The organism is Cryobacterium cheniae (genome assembly GCF_004403395.1).
Lineage (GTDB): Bacteria > Actinomycetota > Actinomycetes > Actinomycetales > Microbacteriaceae > Cryobacterium > Cryobacterium cheniae.
The window spans coordinates 24,310-41,043 of the sequence record NZ_SOGN01000035.1; the positions used below are offsets into that span (position 1 = coordinate 24,310).

At 68.9% G+C, this 16,734-nt stretch carries 16 protein-coding genes; 9 read left to right on the forward strand and 7 right to left on the reverse strand.

Annotation, left to right across the window (positions count from 1 at the left end; translation table 11 throughout):
• The first annotated feature begins 2 nt into the window (after positions 1-2).
• Positions 3-626, forward strand: a complete 624-nt coding sequence (locus E3T23_RS06450) for a hypothetical protein (RefSeq protein WP_134369565.1) — start codon at positions 3-5, stop codon at positions 624-626.
• Positions 623-1,405 carry a PspA/IM30 family protein gene (locus E3T23_RS06455; RefSeq protein ID WP_134369566.1) on the forward strand — a complete coding sequence of 261 codons (783 nt, stop codon included), beginning with the start codon at positions 623-625 and terminating at the stop codon, positions 1,403-1,405. The genes E3T23_RS06450 and E3T23_RS06455 overlap by 4 nt, the downstream gene beginning before the upstream one ends.
• Before the next feature lie 26 nt (positions 1,406-1,431).
• Here the strand turns inward: E3T23_RS06455 and E3T23_RS06460 are convergent, their stop codons facing one another.
• From E3T23_RS06460 to E3T23_RS06470, 3 genes are read right to left on the reverse strand one after another with little or no spacing between them, the layout of a single operon-like run.
• Positions 1,432-3,348 carry a YhgE/Pip family protein gene (locus E3T23_RS06460; protein WP_134369567.1) on the reverse strand — a complete coding sequence of 639 codons (1,917 nt, stop codon included), beginning with the start codon at positions 3,346-3,348 and terminating at the stop codon, positions 1,432-1,434.
• On the reverse strand, positions 3,345-6,275 hold the full coding sequence (locus E3T23_RS06465; RefSeq protein WP_134369568.1) for an MMPL family transporter: 2,931 nt from the start codon (positions 6,273-6,275) through the stop codon (positions 3,345-3,347). The genes E3T23_RS06460 and E3T23_RS06465 overlap by 4 nt, the downstream gene beginning before the upstream one ends.
• 5 nt (positions 6,276-6,280) lie before the next feature.
• A complete protein-coding gene (locus tag E3T23_RS06470; RefSeq protein ID WP_241977677.1) occupies positions 6,281-6,898 on the reverse strand; it encodes a TetR/AcrR family transcriptional regulator in 618 nt (205 codons plus the stop codon).
• A gap of 106 nt (positions 6,899-7,004) precedes the next feature.
• Here E3T23_RS06470 and E3T23_RS06475 point away from each other — a divergent pair, with 106 nt between their 5' ends.
• The 7 genes from E3T23_RS06475 to E3T23_RS06505 all read left to right on the forward strand — a co-directional run bounded on the left by E3T23_RS06475 (position 7,005) and on the right by E3T23_RS06505 (position 11,647).
• Positions 7,005-7,193, forward strand: coding sequence for a hypothetical protein (locus E3T23_RS06475; RefSeq protein ID WP_134369569.1), 189 nt, complete (start codon positions 7,005-7,007; stop codon positions 7,191-7,193).
• 91 nt (positions 7,194-7,284) lie between these two features.
• Positions 7,285-7,722 carry a hypothetical protein gene (locus E3T23_RS06480; protein WP_134369570.1) on the forward strand — a complete coding sequence of 146 codons (438 nt, stop codon included), beginning with the start codon at positions 7,285-7,287 and terminating at the stop codon, positions 7,720-7,722.
• Between the two features lie 530 nt (positions 7,723-8,252).
• The gene (locus E3T23_RS06485; RefSeq protein WP_134369571.1) at positions 8,253-8,906 is read left to right on the forward strand and encodes a biotin transporter BioY; all 654 of its coding nucleotides are present in this window, start codon (positions 8,253-8,255) and stop codon (positions 8,904-8,906) included.
• Positions 8,903-9,583: an energy-coupling factor ABC transporter ATP-binding protein gene (locus tag E3T23_RS06490; protein WP_134369572.1), complete on the forward strand. Its 681-nt coding sequence runs from the start codon at positions 8,903-8,905 to the stop codon at positions 9,581-9,583. Before E3T23_RS06485 ends, E3T23_RS06490 begins: the two co-directional genes overlap by 4 nt.
• A 22-nt stretch (positions 9,584-9,605) precedes the next feature.
• Positions 9,606-10,199, forward strand: a complete 594-nt coding sequence (locus E3T23_RS06495) for a CbiQ family ECF transporter T component (protein ID WP_134369573.1) — start codon at positions 9,606-9,608, stop codon at positions 10,197-10,199.
• Positions 10,200-10,304: 105 nt separating this feature from the next.
• Positions 10,305-11,087, forward strand: coding sequence for an alpha/beta hydrolase (locus E3T23_RS06500; RefSeq protein ID WP_134369574.1), 783 nt, complete (start codon positions 10,305-10,307; stop codon positions 11,085-11,087).
• A gap of 80 nt (positions 11,088-11,167) precedes the next feature.
• Positions 11,168-11,647: a flavodoxin family protein gene (locus E3T23_RS06505; RefSeq protein WP_241977678.1), complete on the forward strand. Its 480-nt coding sequence runs from the start codon at positions 11,168-11,170 to the stop codon at positions 11,645-11,647.
• A 125-nt stretch (positions 11,648-11,772) separates the two neighbouring features.
• Here E3T23_RS06505 and E3T23_RS06510 read toward each other — a convergent pair whose 3' ends face one another.
• The 4 genes from E3T23_RS06510 to E3T23_RS06525 all read right to left on the reverse strand — a co-directional run bounded on the left by E3T23_RS06510 (position 11,773) and on the right by E3T23_RS06525 (position 16,710).
• Positions 11,773-12,669 carry a glycine betaine ABC transporter substrate-binding protein gene (locus tag E3T23_RS06510; RefSeq protein WP_134369575.1) on the reverse strand — a complete coding sequence of 299 codons (897 nt, stop codon included), beginning with the start codon at positions 12,667-12,669 and terminating at the stop codon, positions 11,773-11,775.
• A 79-nt stretch (positions 12,670-12,748) separates the two neighbouring features.
• Positions 12,749-13,636: an ABC transporter permease gene (locus E3T23_RS06515; RefSeq protein ID WP_134369576.1), complete on the reverse strand. Its 888-nt coding sequence runs from the start codon at positions 13,634-13,636 to the stop codon at positions 12,749-12,751.
• Positions 13,633-14,919 carry a quaternary amine ABC transporter ATP-binding protein gene (locus tag E3T23_RS06520; protein ID WP_134369577.1) on the reverse strand — a complete coding sequence of 429 codons (1,287 nt, stop codon included), beginning with the start codon at positions 14,917-14,919 and terminating at the stop codon, positions 13,633-13,635. Before E3T23_RS06520 ends, E3T23_RS06515 begins: the two co-directional genes overlap by 4 nt.
• 411 nt (positions 14,920-15,330) lie before the next feature.
• Positions 15,331-16,710, reverse strand: coding sequence for a cation:dicarboxylate symporter family transporter (locus E3T23_RS06525; protein WP_134369578.1), 1,380 nt, complete (start codon positions 16,708-16,710; stop codon positions 15,331-15,333).
• Positions 16,711-16,734 lie beyond the last annotated feature (24 nt).

Below are 16,734 nucleotides of genomic sequence, written 5' to 3' on the forward strand. Positions count from 1 at the left end.
CCATGGACCTGAATTCTCTGTTGAGCTGGGTGCTGATCGCACTCGCGACCATCAGCCTCGTTGTCTCCGTCTCGTTCTTCGTCCTGATTCGGGTGCTCATCAAACGCATCCGTCGTAGCCGCAGGATCTCCGGCGCGGTGCTGCGCTCTCGCACCCTTCTCAGCCGGGGCCCGCAACACAAGATTTTGAAGCTGCAGTTGCGACTGAAGGAATCACTCGACAGCGGGCAGGCGGCCGTCGACCTGGCCGTGCGGAGCGAGGGCCCGCGGGGTGAGCTTCCGCGACTCTTCCGGCGGATTGCGAGCGAAGGCATCACGCTGCAGTCGCAGTTGCGGCTGCTGGCGAGCGAGAACGATGCCGTCCTGCTCGCCGAGGCGCTACCGGCGGCCGGACGCCGCGTCGACCAGGTGGCCGGGTTGGTGGGCCGACTGCGCTCGGCCGTCACGGCCGGTCTCGGAGATCTCAGCGATGACACCCTCGCGACGCTGCACTCCGACGTCGACCACGAGGTTGCCGCGCTCCGAGCCGGAGTTGCGGAGCTGCGCACCCTCAACGGCAACGACGGGTTCCCCGTTCCGCGTCAACCCCTGTCCACGGACCACTTCAGCAAAGGGAACCAATCATGAGCCTCACTTCGCGGCTGCGCGTCATCCTCCGCAGCAAGTCCGACCGGGCCCTGACCCGGCTTGAAGACCCCCGCGAGGCCCTCGATGACAGCTACGAGCAGCAGGTGAAGATGCTCCAGCAGGTGCGGCAGGGGCTGGCCGAGGTCGCGACGGCGAAGAAACGGATCGAGCTGCAGGGCCAGGAGATGGGCGGTCGCTATCAGCGGCTGGGAGACCAGGCCCAGGAGGCTCTGAACCAGGACCGGGAAGATCTGGCCCGGACGGCGTTGGAACGCCGCTCGCTCCTCGAGGGCCAGGTGGCCGCGATCCGGGATCAGTACCTCGCGTTGGCGCAGCAGCAGGCTCAGCTGCAGGACAACGAGCGACGTCTCGCCGAACGGGTCGCCGCCTTCCGCACGGAAAAGGAAACGATCAAGGCCACCTACGCCGCCTCCGAGGCTCGGGTCAAGGCCAACGAGGCCGCGGCGGGCATCGGCTCGCAGGTGGGGGCGGTCGGCGCCGACCTCGACCGGGCCAGAGACCGGGTGGCCCAGATGCAGGCCCGCGCCGCCGCCACCGACGAGCTGCTCTCCAGCGGCGCCCTCAACGATGCCACCGCCGCGCCCGACGCGGACCTCGAGCGGCAGCTGTCGGCCGGTGCGACGAAAGCGGATGTCGACCGTCAGCTTCAGTCGATGAAGAACGCCCGGGCCGCGGACCGGAGCCCCGGCCCCCACCCCGGTTCTCGGGGAGGGACCGACGCCTGGTTGGGCATCGGCGAGGGCACGACCACCCCCTGACCCGGTCCGTCAGGGACGAGACTGCGTCAGGTGCGCGCCTGCGCCAGACCGAACGATCGGGCTCCGCGCCGGCCGGCGACGGTCCAGTACGAGGCCAGCACGCTCACCAGGGCGAAGATCACCAGGATGGCCGCCGGCCCGCCGGCGCCGCCACCTCCCCCGGAAACGATGGCCTGCATCCCCTGTACCGCCCAGGTCAGCGGCAGGAACGGGCTGAGCACCTGGAACGGCGCCGACACCAGCTCGATCGGGTAGAGCCCGCCCACCGCGGTGAGCTGCAGCGCCAGCAGCACCAGGGAGAGCACGATGCCGACCCGGCCGAAGGCCGCCGTGAGGAAGTGGTGCACCGCCGTGAACGTCAAACCGAGGAACACCGCGAAGGCCAGGGTGGATGGCAGGATCGACCACGAGACGCCGAGCGTGCTGTGCAGCAACATCACCACGACCACGGCCTGCGCCGCGGCGATGCCGAACGCGCGGCCGAGGCTGCGGGCCACGAGGCCGCCGGTCGACGCGGTCGACGCCAGTGCGATCGCGGACAGCGGCTTCATCACCAGGAAGATTGCCAGGGCACCGATCCACAGCCCGATCGGCACGAAGACCATGCCGATGACCGGGCCGATCGACGCGAACGCGTTGTCGCGCTCCGCGGTGATGCCGACCGGTTCGGCGACGACCGCCGCGGTCGTCTCCGGGTCGGTGTCGCTGAGCGGGGCGGCAGTGTCCGCGCCGTCTCGCAGCCCACTGGCGAGTTCGCCCGCGCCCGATTCGAGCAGGCGGGCGCCCGCGGCGGCATCCGTTGTTCCGGTGGCCAGTTGCGAAAGGCCGGTGGAAATGCCGGCGACGCCGGTCGCGAGGTCACCGGCGCCGCCGCGCAGGTCGCTGCCGCCGGCGGAGAGCAGGCTCGCCCCGTTGGCGCTCTGGGACAGACCATCCAGTACGCCCTCGATTCCGGGGCCGGCCTCGCTGATGCCGGGGCTCTGCGCGGCGAGGGCATCGAGCCCGCCCTGCAGCTGCAGCAGGGCCGGCGCATAGTCGGCGACCCGCGGGTCGCTCTGCATGGCGGCGTTCAGCTGCCTGAAACCGTCGGCGCTGGCCTGCACCCCGGCCGCGTACGCCGGCAGGCCGGTCGTCAACGGGGCCAGCCCGGCCGCGCCTATGTCCAGTCGGGTCAGGCCGTCGCTGAGGCCGGTGACGCCCCGGGTGTACTCGGTCACGCCGGAGGAGAAGGAGGCGGCGCCGTTCGCCGCCGACGACGCCCCGGATGCCGCTGCGGCCGTGCCGCCGGCCAGCGAATCGAGTCCGGTGGCCACCCCCGCAACCCCGGCCCTGACCTGCGCGGCGCCATCCGCCGCCTGGGTGAGGGACTCGCCCAGCACGGCCAGGTTCGTGTAGAGCCCGTTGAGGTACTGCGAGGTGATCTCACGGCCGAAGACGCCCGACATGGCGGTGCCCACCGACTGGGCCACCGATCCGGCCAGGTACGAGTGCGCGTCGTCCGTGCGGATGCCCAGGTCGGCCTGGATGGGTGTCGCCCCGCCCAGCGAGGTCACCGACGCGGAGAAGTCCTTCGGGATCGTGAGCACCGCGTAGGCGTCTCCGGAGGCCAAAGCCGCCGCGGCATCCTCGGAGTTCGAGATGGTCCAGGCGAACCCGGTGGCCTGGGACCCGTCGCCGGACGGCTTGGTCAGCTCGGTCACCAGCAGGCGGCCGGCGAGCACCGGCTGCTCGGTGCCGTCGGGCAGGGTGGTGGTGACGATTTCGTCATTGTTGACGACGATCGCCGGCAGGGTGTCCACCCGTTGGTCGGCGGTGGCGAGCGCTCCGGCGAAGAGGCCCGCCACCGCGAGCGGCACCACGATCAGGCCCGCCAGCAGGGCTCCGAATGCCCCGCGGCGCTGCCCGGGGGTGCGGCTGAACAGTTTCTCAAGCCTGGTGCTCATCGCTGCAGGGCCTTTCGGTCTCGGGTGCCTCTGTCGAAGGAACCCCGGCCAAGTGAATCGAGGTTGATGGTCTGCAGCGGCCGGGCGCCGCGGTAGACCGGAGTTGCGCCGGGGACGGAGGCGGCACCGAGGATCAGGGTGGTCGATGCCGGCGCGAGGGTCGCGAGCACCTGCACGAGGTCGCGCCCCGCCGGGTCGACGGGCAGCCCCTCGCCCAGGTCGACGACGACGACTCCCGGGGTCTCGGTGAGCGCCGCTGCCACGAGCACCGCGGCGCGGTCGAGGGCGGAGAGCGACGACACGGTCGTGCCGGCCACGATCGGGCCGGCCGGGAGGCCGCTCGAAGCGGTGCCGAGCGCGCCGTTCAGACGCGTGATCCATCCGGCGAGCAGGGAGCGGCGCGACGCGGCGCGGTACCACGGATGCGCCAGGTCCAGCCGTTCGGCCAGCAGTTCCCCCACGGTGAGCCCGTTGTCGCTGCTGTCGCCCACGTCGGCGAGCGCCACCGCGCGGAGGGCGCGGCCGCGCTCGGACGGCAACGGGGAACCCATGACCTGGATGCGGCCGAAGACCGGATCCAGCCGGCCGGCCAGCGTGGCGGCGAGGACGCGGCGGTGGGTGGCGGAGCCGGTCAGCACCACCATCGTGCCGACGTCGACGGCGAGTTCCAGCGGTCCGAATGGGCTCTCCGGCAGCCCGAGGACGGCTGCTTCGGCGGTGATGGCGTGCGTCTGACTGGTGGCCCATTCCTTGTCGGCCAGGTGCTGGCGCAGCCCCTCACCCTCGATGTCGACGTCGGGCAGGATGCGGGAGAGCCAGCGCGGCAACCACCAGGCGGCGTCGCCGGCGAGGGCCATCGCGGCCGGGACCAGGGTCATCCGCACCAGGAACGCGTCGAGGAAGACTCCGACGGCGAGCGCGAACGCGATGCCCTTGATCGCCCCGGTGCCCTCGGGGACGAAGGCGAAGAAGACGAAGAACATGATCAGCGCGGCGGCCGTGACGACTCGGGCCGCGTGGGAGAACCCGTGCACGATGGATTCGCGGGCCAGGCCGGTCTTCACGAACTCCTCCCGCATCCCGGAGACGAGGAACACCTCGTAGTCCATGGCGAGGCCGAAGAGCACGGCCATCAACAGGATGGGCAGGAAGCTCAGGATCGGTCCGGGGGTTTCGACCCCGAGCAGCTCGGAGAACCAGCCCCACTGGAAGATCGCCACGGTGGCGCCGATCGACGCGGCCACCGACAGGAGGAATCCGAGGGCCGCCTTGATCGGCACGAAGATCGAGCGGAACACCATGGTCAGCAGGAGGATCGAGAGCCCCACCACGATCAGGGCGAACGGCACGAGCGCGTTGCTGAGGCGGTTGGAGATGTCGATCGACACGGCGGTCGCTCCGGTCACCGCGATGGGCGTGCCCAGGTCGTCGTCGATCGATGGTGCCAGATCACGGATGGCCTGCACGAGCGCCTTGGTTTCGGGCGCGTTCGGCGCGCTGTCCGGCATGACCTGGATGATGGCGGTGTCGACGGTCGGGTTCGGGGTGCCCTTGCCGACGAAGGCGACGTCGGGGAGAGTGCGCAGGGCCGCGCCGATGGTGTCGAGGTCACCGAAGATATCCGTCGTCTGGGTGATGTCGACGACGACGATGAGCGGACCGTTGTAGCCCGGCCCGAAGCCCTCCTCCAGCATGGTGAACGCCTCGCGTTGCGTCGAACCGGCCGGTTCGGACGCCCCGTCGGGCAGATTCAGGTCGAGGCTGAGGGCCGGGATCGCCAGCGTGCCGAGCACGCCCACGACGAGGAGCACGGCCACGACCGGCGCCCTGAGGACGAGGTTCACCCAGCGGTGGCCAAGGGTGGGCCGGCCGGTGTCGGGCCGGGTGGCCCGGCGGTGCGCGCGGCTGCCGGCTTGGGGTGTGAGGCGTCCCTTGGCGAGGCCGAGCACGGCGGGGAGGAGCGTGACCGCCACGAAGATCGAGATCAGCACGGCGAGGGCCGCGCCGAGCCCCATCACGCTGAGGAACGGGATACCGACCACGAGCAGCCCGAGCAGGGCGATGATCACGGTGATCCCGGCGAAGACGACGGCGCTGCCGGCCGTGGCCACGGCGGAGGCGGCCGAGTCGTGCGGTTCGACCCCGTTGGCGAGCTGCGTTCGGTGCCGCGAGAGGATGAAGAGGGCGTAGTCGATGCCCACGGCGAGCCCGAGCATCAGGGCGAGCATGGGGGCCGTGCTCGAGACGGGCACGAACGCGGAGATCACGGTGATGCCGCCGATGGCGACGCCGACGCCGACCAGAGCCATCAGCAGCGGCATCCCGGCGGACACGAGCGAGCCGAAGGTGATCACCAGCACCACACCGGCGAAGATCAGGCCGAGGACCTCGGAGATGGTGATGCCGAAGGTGGTGTCCTGGAACACCTGGCCGCCGAAGGCGACCTCGAGGCCGGCCTCCTCGGCGATGGCCCGCGTACCAGTCACCTCGGCGAGGGTTTCCGGGGTGACGTCGGTCGACAGACCGGACAGCTGCACCTGACTGAAGGCGCTCCCGGAATCATCGGAGATCGCGCCCGACGCGTATTCGTCATAGGGGCTCAGCACCGAGTCGACGCCGGGAACGGCCGCGAGCTCGGCCGCCATGTCGACGATGGCCGTGCGGTAGGGCTCGTCACTGACGGATGCCCCGTCCGGGGCCGTGTAGACCACCTGCACCGCAGCGCCGGCCGCCTGGGGGAACACCTCGCCGAGCTTGTCGACGGTGTCCTGGGATTCCGTGCCGGGAATCGCGTAGGACTCCTGGGTCTGGCCGCCGAGGGCAACCCCGGCGCCGAGGATCCCGACCAGCAGAATGGTCCAGATACCGAGCACCAGGCCCGCGCGCCGGTAGGCGAAGTGGCCGATTCGATAGAGCAGGGTTGCCATGGGTGCTACTTCCGGGACGGGGTCGTGCGAACGGTGACGGGGGCGAGCAGCTCGGTGATGACGGCCAGCAGCGCGGGCCGGATCTCCTCGGCGGGGGCGATCTCCGCGCCGAGAAAGGTCATGCCGGCGACCAGGGTGTAAGCGGCACCGCCGAGGGCGATGCCGAAACGGATGCGGTCTTCGGTGCTCGCAGCGCCGTGGCAGAGGGTGTCGGACAGGCGCACGATCAGCACGCCGGCCCGGTCGATCACGGGGATGCCGCGCAGGGACTGGGACTGGTTGATGAAGGTGTGCAACTCGAGACGGAATTCGAGGATGAAGTCGATGAAGTCGTTCACGAAGCGACTCCGGGACAGGGCGCTCTCCTCGGTGGCGAGAAACCGTTCGAGGATGGCCTCCAGCCGGTCGACCGCCGGGGTGAGCACCTCGTCGAGGAGCGCCTCCTTGGAGGCGAAGTGGTACAGCACGCTCGACTTCGAGTAGCCGGCCGCGTCGGCGATCTGTTGCAGGGAGGTGCCGGCGAACCCGACCGAGGCGAACTGTTCCAGCGCCGTCGCCCGCAGTTCGAGGCTGGTGCTCTGGCGGTTGTGCGGGGGCTGGGGCAGAACGGGCTCTGGGGTCACTCGTTCACGCTAGCTGACCGATCGGTCAGAGCCTGTCCGATCGGTCAGATTGTCGGGGAACGCGCAGCCGGGCAACTTCCGGGTAGCGTTAGGGCCGGAGGTCTTCATGCGAAAGTACATTTTCAGCAGTGCCATCATCGGCGTGCTCGCCGGCGGATGGAACATTCTGAGCGCCACCCGCTCCGGTCCCCGCGACTGGCGCCTGGCCCTGATGTGGGTCGGCTGGCTGCTCAGCGCGGCCGTCGCCATCGGAACCGTCATCCAGGACGCCGACGATCGCCGAATCGAGAACTAACTCCCCGGTCCGTCGGCGTGTCCGCGCGCCCCGTTCCGGGCCGCGCGGCAGACTGGGGAGTGCACGGGCACGTTAGCCGAAAGGGGCCCCGATGTTTGGTCGACGGCGTCGCGTCACACCGGTTGCACCGGTCACTCCTCCGCCCGTTCCCGAGCTCAGTGACGCTCAGATTTTCGATCTGCTGCACACCGAGATCGCTCGTCTCGTCGGCGCCCAGGGCCAGTGGACCCTGGTCCCTCGCAGCATCGACGACACCGACGTGATCTTCCACGGCCTGAAGGCAAACCAGATCGCCTCGACTCTGGCCACCGTGCTCCGCACCGAGACCGCCGCACTGCGCGGCGAGGTCATCGCGGAGCCCACCGCGCTCCCCTTCAGTCCCGCCCCGATCTCCGTCTGGGCCGATCCAGAACGCGCCGATCCAGAACGCGCCGGTCCAGAACGCGCCGGTCCAGAACGCGCGCCGGCCATCGCCGTGCCGCGCTTCTCCGCCGCTGATTCGAAGGATCGCGCCCGGCTCGTCGCCTGACCCGGCCACCCGCCCTCCCTGGGGTTGAGCCTGCCGAAACCCGGTGCGAATGATCGTCCAGTACCGGTTGTGCACCAGCAGATGATGCGGATGGCAGAGCAGCACGCCGTCAGCCGGATCGGTATACCCGTTGTCCTTCAACCACTCATTGATGTGGTGGGCTGCGGTCCAGGCCGGTGGTTTCTCGCAGTCGACCCAGCGGCATCCGTCGGCGTCGAACTGGATGCCGCGGGTTCCGGTCTCACAGAGCAACCGGTCGACGGTTTCCTGCGAGATCGGGACCGGGTTGACCTCGATCTGCCCGTGGGCAGCCGGTTACCGTGTGAGGCTGATTCGGTGCCGCCTCGGCGTCTGCCGTATCAGTCTCGTGGCGCAGGTTGTGGCTCGCGGCAGGCGTTCGAACGTGCGCCCGCTTCCAGAACGTGCTCCGCGACGGGCGGGACCTCCGGACGCACCGGTATAGAGTTCCGCGCCATTCTTTGTAGGTCTTCTTCGGGATCCGGTCGCCGCCGAATTCTAGATTGAAGAACATGACTGCCAACACCCGCCCTGCCCGCACCCCGGCGCCCCGCATCCTGAGCGTGCGCGATCTCGCTCAGATCGCCATCTTCGCAGCCCTCATCGCCGCGCTCGGGCTGCCCGGCGCCCTGAGCCTCGGGGCTGTGGCCGTGCCGATCACCTTCCAGACCCTCGGCGTCATGCTGGCCGGCGCCGTCCTCGGGGCGCGCAAGGGTTTCTTCGCCGTACTCCTCCTGCTCGCCCTCGCCGCAGCCGGCCTGCCGCTGTTGTCGGGCGGGCGCGGCGGCATCGTCTGGTTCACCACCTCGCCCGCCGCCGGTTACCTCTACGGCTGGCTGCTCGGAGCCCTGGTCATCGGCTACCTCACCGGGCGACTCCTCCCCCGCTACCGGCTCTGGGCGGCGCTCGGGGCCACCGCGCTCGGCGGTGTCGTCGTGGTCTACCTGATCGGCGTGCCCGTCACCGCGATCAACCTGGGGCTGCCGCTCTGGGTGGCCCTGGTCGATGCCGCCAAGTTCCTGCCCGGTGACCTGGTCAAGGTCGTCGTGACCGTGCTGGTGGCCCGCCAGGTGCACAGGGCCTACCCGGGCCTGATCCCCGCGCGCCGTCGCGCAGCCGTAGCCCCTGCCGACGCCACCGCCGGAGCTGTCACCTCCGCGTCATGAGCACGATCGACTTCGACGGCGTCTCGCATGCGTTCGGCGAACGGATGGTGCTGCGGGACATCCGTCTGAGCCTCACCGAACAGCGCATCGGCATTGTCGGGGCGAACGGCTCGGGAAAGTCCACCCTGGTGCGCCTGATCAACGGCCTGATCAGGCCCGACACCGGAACCGTGAGCGTCGGCGGCCTCGACGTGGCCCGGAACGCCAAGGCGGTGCGACGGCAGGTCGGCTTCATCTTCACCAACCCGGACAATCAGATCGTGATGCCCACCGTCGCCGAAGACGTCGCCTTCACCCTGCGCCGCCGCGGGCTGACCCCCCTCGAGATCACAACCCGCACGCAGGCGGCGCTCGAGCGCTTCGGTCTCGACCAGCACGCCGACCATCCGGCGCACCGCCTGTCGGGCGGCCAAAAGCAGTTGCTTGCGCTGGCGGCCGTGCTCGTGGCCGAGCCGGAGATCGTGGTCGCCGACGAACCGACCACGCTGCTCGACGCTCGCAACGCCCGGCGCATCACCGAGCTCCTGCTCGGCCTGAGCCAGCAGGTCATCGTGGTCACCCACCAGCTCGACCTGCTCGCCGCCTTCGACCGCGTCATCGTGATGGAGGACGGCCGGGTGGTCGCCGACAACGCCCCGGATGCCGCGCTCGGCGCCTACCGGGAGCTGCTGGCATGAGCGCCGACACGGTCGGGCTCGCATGATCGGGCTGTACCACCCGGGCCACTCGCTGATCCACCGCGCGCCGATGCTGCTCAAGCTGTCACTCCTTTCCCTCGCGGTGCTGCTGGTCGGCCTGCTCGGCGAGCTCGGGCAGCTGGGCGCCTGCCTGCTCGCCGTCATCGCCCTGTTCCTGCTGGCACGGGTGCCGCTGGGCGCCGCGTGGAAGCAGATCGGGCCGATCCTCTGGATCCTGGTGATCGCCGTGCCGCTCCAGGCGCTGTTCGCCGGCTGGACCACGGCCGGGCTGATGGCCGGACGGCTGCTGATCGCCGTGGCGCTGGCGGCGCTGTTCACCCTGACGACCACGGTCACGGCCGTGCTCGAGGGGTTCCAGAAGCTGCTCCGACCGTTCCGCCGCTGGGTCGACGCCGACCGGGTGGGCCTGCTCCTCGCCCTCACCCTGCGCTGCATACCGCTCGTCGCCGAGATCGTGTCCGAGGTGATCGAAGCCCGTCGGGCGCGCGGCACCCAGGGGTCCCTCCTCGCCCTGGCCGTGCCGGTGGTCGTGCGCTCCTTGTACGCAGCGGATGCGATCGGAGAGGCCCTGGCCGCCCGCGGCCTCGACGACTGAGATTCCCCGGCGGCACGTTTGAAACGACCCCTTCGCGGCAGCTAGGTTGAAACCGACAGCCGCTTCGCGGTTCACCCCGACCGAACAGTCAAGGATCGGAGCCCGATGACCCAGCCCGATAGCACGGACGAGGCGCGACGACGCGGCAGTCTGCGGCGCGGCATCCGGGCCGGTGGCTGGTGGAGCCTGAGCGCTTTGGCAGTCGTCGTCATCGTGTTCCTGGCGTGGGCGAACACGGTGCGGGTGGCCGATCGAGCGGCCGCCGACGCGGTGTTCGCCAACCCGAACGTCACCGTCACCGACAGGTCGACGTCGGTCGTGCTTGCCCCGGCCGACGGCGCCGGGCACACGGGCCTGGTCTTCTTCCCCGGCGCCAGGGTCGACCCGTATGCCTACCTCTACAAACTCGCCGGCACGGTCGAGGCGACCGGGCTGACCGTGGTGATCGCCAAGCCGGTGCTCAACCTCGCCATTCTCGACCGGCGGCCACTGTCGACCTTCACCGACGCGGTCCCCGAGGTGACCACCTGGTACCTGGGCGGCCATTCGGTCGGCGGAGTGCGGGCCTGCCTGCTCGCGGACAACCCCGAGGTGGCCGGATTGGTGCTGTTCGGCAGCTACTGCTCGGCCGCGCCGGAGCGCACCGACCTGCGGGCCCTCAGCCTCAGCGGCAGCGCCGACGGCCTCAGCACGCCGGAGAAGATCGCCGACAGCGCGAATCTGCTCCCGTCCGACACCCGGTTCAGCGAGCTCGAGGGCGCCAACCACGCACGGTTCGGCGACTACGGCACGGAGAACGGCGACGGCGTGGCCACCCGGTCAACGGATGCGGTGGCCGCCGAAATCACCCGCGAACTCTCCGATTTCCTGGCACCACCGGCCCCCTGACCGGCAGCCTTGCCGCGGTTCCGGTCGCGGGGCACACTGAAGCGATCAGCACCTGATGAACCCGATCGTTGGAGGTCGATATGAGCATCCTCGTCATCTGTGATTCGAGCTCGGGCTTCACTGCGAACTCGGGCGCCCCGGCGAATTCCGGCACCACGGAGGCCATCGCCGAGACCATCGCCATCGAACTCGGCGAAGGCACCAGAGCCGTTCCCGTCGCCGGTCTCGGGCTCGACAGCCTGACCGGTGTGGAGTTGCTCGTCGTCGGCCGCCTGGTCGTCGGCCGACGGCCCTCGCCGCGCCTGAAGGCCTTCCTCGCCCAACTTCGCCCCGGCACCCTGCGGGGTGTGCGGGCGGCCGCCTTCGACACCCGGGTGCGCACCGTGCTCCACGGCGATGCCGCCCGAAAGATCTCCCGTGCCCTGGAGAAGGCCGGCGCCCACGTCGTGGCCCCGCCGACCGGCTTCATCGTCGAAGGTCGAGAGGGTCCACTGGCTGCGGGCGAGGTGGACCGGGCCGCTGCCTGGGCCGGTTCGATCGCATCCGTGCTCCGTCACTGAGTGATGCGTCACTGAGTGCTGCGTCACTGAGTGTTGCATCACTGAGTGCTGCGTCACCGGACGTCGAAAGGCCCAGGTCGCGGTGACCTGGGCCTTTCTTCACGCTGTGCGTGTGGAGCGTCGTGTTACTTGCTGGTCAGCGAGTCCACGTACTCCTGGTTCTCGGAGATCCACTTCGCCACGATCGGGTCGTAGTCCTGGCCGTCGTAATCGACGAACATCGCCTTCTCGAGCGAGTACAGCCGGTCGAGGTCCATCTCGAAGCCCTCGATCCACTCGGTGGCCTGGGGGAAGTCCGCGGCGAAGTCAGCACTCGCGTAGCTGTGCAGGGCCTCAGTGCTTTCGAGGGTGCCCTCGGGGTCTTCCAGGGTCTTGATCGGAAGCGAGCCGTAGGCCCAGTGCGGCTCCCACAGGGTGACGACGATGTTCTCGCCGGCCTTGGTGGCCGCGGTCAGCTCGGTGAGCATGGCGGCGGTCGAGGAGGTCAGGTACTCCATGTCCTCGAGTCCGTAGGTGGGGATGACCCGGTCGGTGGTGGCCGTGGTCAGGCCGGCGCCGGGCTCGATGCCCACGATGGTGTTGTTGAACTTGTCCGCGTTGGCGGCGAGGTCCGCGAGGGAGTCGATCGGGGCATCCTCGTTGACCGCGATGGTCAGGCGGGATTCCTCGTTCCACGCACCGAGGTCGACGATGTCATCGCCGTACTCCTTCACGTACGCGGCGTGGGTCTCCGGCATCCAGACATCCATGTTGAGGTCGTAGTCACCGGTGGACAGTCCCGAGTAGACGGGGGCGACGTCGGCGTATTCCAGCTCGGCGTTGTAGCCCTTCTCGTCGAGGATGGCCTTCCACAGTTCGGAGACCGCGACGCCTTCGTCCCAGCCGTTGAAGACGGCGATGGTGATGTCCTTCTGGTCCTTGTTGCCGTCGCCGACGACGGCGGCCTCGGCGGAGGCGCAGCCACTGAGTGCAAGGAGCCCGACGGCTCCGAGGGCGACGAGGGACAGTGATCGGTTCTTCATAGTTTTTCCTTTCATGTCGCCCTGACGGGCGACCGGGGCAGATTCAGGATCCAGGTGTTCGTGTGCGGGGCGCACCGGATCAGGCGGCCAGCGCCTGCTGGGCGCGGCGTTTGCGGGTGTTCCTGATGCGGCCGAGCGGAGTGTCGCCGGTTCCCAGCGCCGCGGTGAGGCGGTCCAGGAAGATGGCGAGGATCACGACGGCGAGACCGGCTTCGAAGCCGAGAGACACGTCGATACGGTTCAGGCTGGCGACGACCTGGGCGCCGAGGCCACCGGCGCCGACCATTCCCGCGATGACGACCATCGACAGGGAGAGCATGATGACCTGGTTGATGCCGGCCATGATGGTCGGCATCGCCAGCGGCAGCTGGATCTGGCGCAGGATGCGCCACGGCGAGGCGCCGAAGGCCTGACCGGCCTCGACGACTTCCCGGTCGACCCCGCGAATGCCCAGCTCGGTGAGGCGAACGCCCGGCGCCATCGCGAAGATGATGGTGGCCACAATGCCCGGCACGACGCCGACGCGGAACAGGATCAGCGCGGGAATCAGGTACACGAAGGCCGGCATGGTCTGCATGAAGTCGAGAATGGGGCGGATGATGCCGGACGCCACCGACGACTTCGCGGCCAGGATGCCGAGCGGCACGCTGAACGCGATCGCGAGCAGGCTGGCCACCAGCACGAGCGCGAGGGTGTCCATCGCGTTCTCCCACTGGTCGACGCCGACGATCACCAGCAGACCGACGATGGTGCCGGTCATGAACTTCCAGCCGCGGGCGGCGAGGGCGAGGCCCGCTGCGAGCAGCACGATCACCCAGAAGGGCGGGGTGATCAGGAGCAGGTCCACGAACTCGTAGGCGCCGTCGAAGACGACCCGGATGAAGTCGAAGAGGAAGCCGAAGGTCTCGGTGACATAGTCGATGAACCCCTCGACGAGGGTGCCCAGAGGAAGTCGGAAGTCGTTCACAGGTCGGCTCCTTCCAGAGCGGTGTCGCGGAGGGTTTCGGTGATCATGTTGACGGAAATCGTTGCCACGGGCTCGATCACGGGTAGTTCGCCCGTGTTCGTGCTCACGTTGCCGAGCGCGGCCAGCAGGGTCACCCGAGGGATGACGCCGAGCAGACGGTTCTTCTCATCGACCACGGCAATGGCCAGGTCGCTGCCCACCGACGGTTCGACCAGGTCGACCAGCGGTGTGTCCGGGCTGACGGAGATCGCATCCGTGCGCACGATGGCACGCAGATCGGTCTCGCCGGCCTTGACCTGCTTCAGCACGTCACGGTCGCGCACCACCCCGGCGAAGCTGCGGTCGCGGTTGAGCACGAAGGTGGCGGAAGTCTGCAGGTCCCGCATGGTGCGGAGCGCCGCACGGGGGCCGCCGGTGATCGTGACCACGGAGCGCACGGGTTCCATCACGCTGGCCGCGGTCAGCACCCGGGCGCGGTCGACATCCTGAACGAACTGGGCGACGTAGTCGTTGGCCGGGTCGGTGAGGATCTCCTCCGGCGTGCCGATCTGCACGATCCGCCCGTCCCGCATGACCGCGATGCGGTCGCCGAGGAACATGGCCTCATTGAGGTCGTGGGTGATGAAGATGATGGTCTTGCCGAGCTCGGCCTGCAGCTCGATCAACTGTTCCTGCATTTCGCGGCGGATCAGCGGGTCGAGGGCCGAGAAGGCCTCGTCCATCAGGAGCACATCGGTGTCGGCGGCGAGGGCGCGGCCGAGGCCGACGCGCTGCTGCATTCCGCCGGACAGCTCGGCGGGCAGGCTGTCGGCCCAACCGTCCAGCCCGACCAGACGGATGATTGTGCGCGCCTTGGCCAGTCGCTCCTCGCGGCCCATTCCCTGCACCTCGAGGCCGTAGGCGACGTTGTCGATCACGGTGCGGTGCGGCAATAGGGCGAAGTGCTGGAAGACCATCGAGATGTTCTTGCGGCGCACCTCGCGCAGCGCGGCAGCGGAGATGCCGGTGATCGACTGACCTGCCACCGTCACGGTTCCGGACGTGGCGTCCAGCAGCCCGTTCAGCATGCGGATCAGGGTGGACTTGCCGGAACCGGACAGTCCCATCACCACGAAGATCTCGCCGCGGCGCACCTCGAACGAGGCGTCGATCACGGCGGCGGTGCCCAGCGAAGACACCTCATCGCGGCTGGCTCCCGCGGTCAGTTTCTTGACGAGCTCGTGCGGGCGACGCCCGAACGCTTTGTACAGTCGATCTGCCTTCACGGCAATGGTTTCGGTCACGGATTCTCCCGGTGCACGCCGGGCGGGGCCGGGTCACGGCCGACGGAACGGATGCACGCTGTGTCGGACGGGTAGGCCGTGATTGGCCTCGACGCAGTGAAAACGTGGGCTGGAACGATCATTGGGATCGCGCCGTCAGAGCCTCACCATACGAAGCGGCCGTCCCGATGGGGCCGTCGGCTGCACGTTCGCGTCCTGGTGAAGGGTCGTTAGACCAGAAACGATCGTAGCACAAGGGGCATTTGCGTCGGATCTCCGGGGGAATCGACGATTTCGGCAGATGAGAACGCAGGCCACCACGCGTTCGCGGCGCAGGCCGGGGAACCCGGCGCACGATGGAGCGTGCGCCCGATTCCCGGGCCTGCGCCGCGGACATCCGTGCCGGGCCGCGCACGGCGACTCGGGGCGGGCTCAGACCTTCAGTGCGGCGGTCTGGGCGACCTTCTCGTTCTCCGCGGCCGTCTCCGCGGTGCTGGGCAGGCCGTGGTGGGCGATCATCGTGGTCTCGTCGAACGGTTCCTCGCGACTGAGAACGCGGTCGAGCTGGGCACGGTCGAGCTCCTTGGTCCAGGAGCCGATCAGCACGGTGGCAACGGCGTTGCCGGTGAAGTTGGTGAGCGCGCGGGCCTCGGACATGAAGCGGTCGATGCCGACGATGAAGCCGACCCCGTCGAGCAGCTGCGGGGCGTGGGCCTGCAGGCCGGCGGCGAGGGTCGCGATGCCGGCACCGGACACCCCGGCGGCACCCTTGGAGGCGATGATCATGAAGGCGAGGAGCCCGATCTGCTCGCCCAGGGCGAGCGGCTGGCCCATGGCCGTGGCGATGAAGAGCGACGCCATGGTCAGGTAGATCGCGGTGCCGTCGAGGTTGAAGGAATAGCCGGTGGGGACCGTGACGCCCACGACGGGCTTGGAGACGCCGAGGTGCTCCATCTTGGCGATCAGCCGCGGCAGCGCAGCCTCGGAGGAGGAGGTCGAGAAGATCAGCAGGTATTCGCGGCCGAGGTAGCGCATCAGCTTGAAGATGCTGACGCCGGTGACCAGTTTGAGCAGCCCACCGAGGATGACCACGATGAACAGGATGCAGGTGGCGTAGAAGGCGCCCATCAGGGTGAAGAGGCTGATCACGGCCTGCATGCCGGTGGCACCGACGACGGCGGCGATCGCGCCGAAGGCACCGATCGGCGCGAGCCACATGACCATGATCAGGATGCGGAACACCAGCGCCTGCACGTGCGCGATGCCCTCGAGGATCGGCTTGCCGGCCGGGCCCATCTTCTGCAGCGCGAAACCGGCGATCAGGGCCACCAGCAGGGTCTGCAGGATGTTGCCGGCGGTCAGCGAGGAGAACAGCGTGGTCGGGATGATGCCGAGGAAGAAGTTCGTCTCGGCGGCTTCCGGCGGCACGAAGGTGGTCGCGTTGATGTCGAGTCCCGTACCGGGCTTGACCAGGTTGCCGACGAAGAGGCCGATGGCCAGGGCGAAGGTGGACATGGTCAGGAAGTAGCCGAGGGCCAGACCGCCGATCCGGCCGACTGTGGCCGCCTTCGCGATGGAGCCGATGCCGAGGATGATCGTGCAGAAGATGATCGGCGAGATCATCATCTTGATCAGGGCGATGAAGATGTCGCCGAGCGGTTTGAGCGAAACGGCGAAGCCGTCCTTGCCGCCGAACATCAGACCGACGATGACGCCGAGGATCACGGCGACGATGACCGCCATGTACAGGTAGTGGGACTTGTCCAACTTCTTCGCGGGCTGTGCAGCCCGAGCGCGAGGCATTGATGCCATAAAAGACTCCTTTGTCTAGTAACT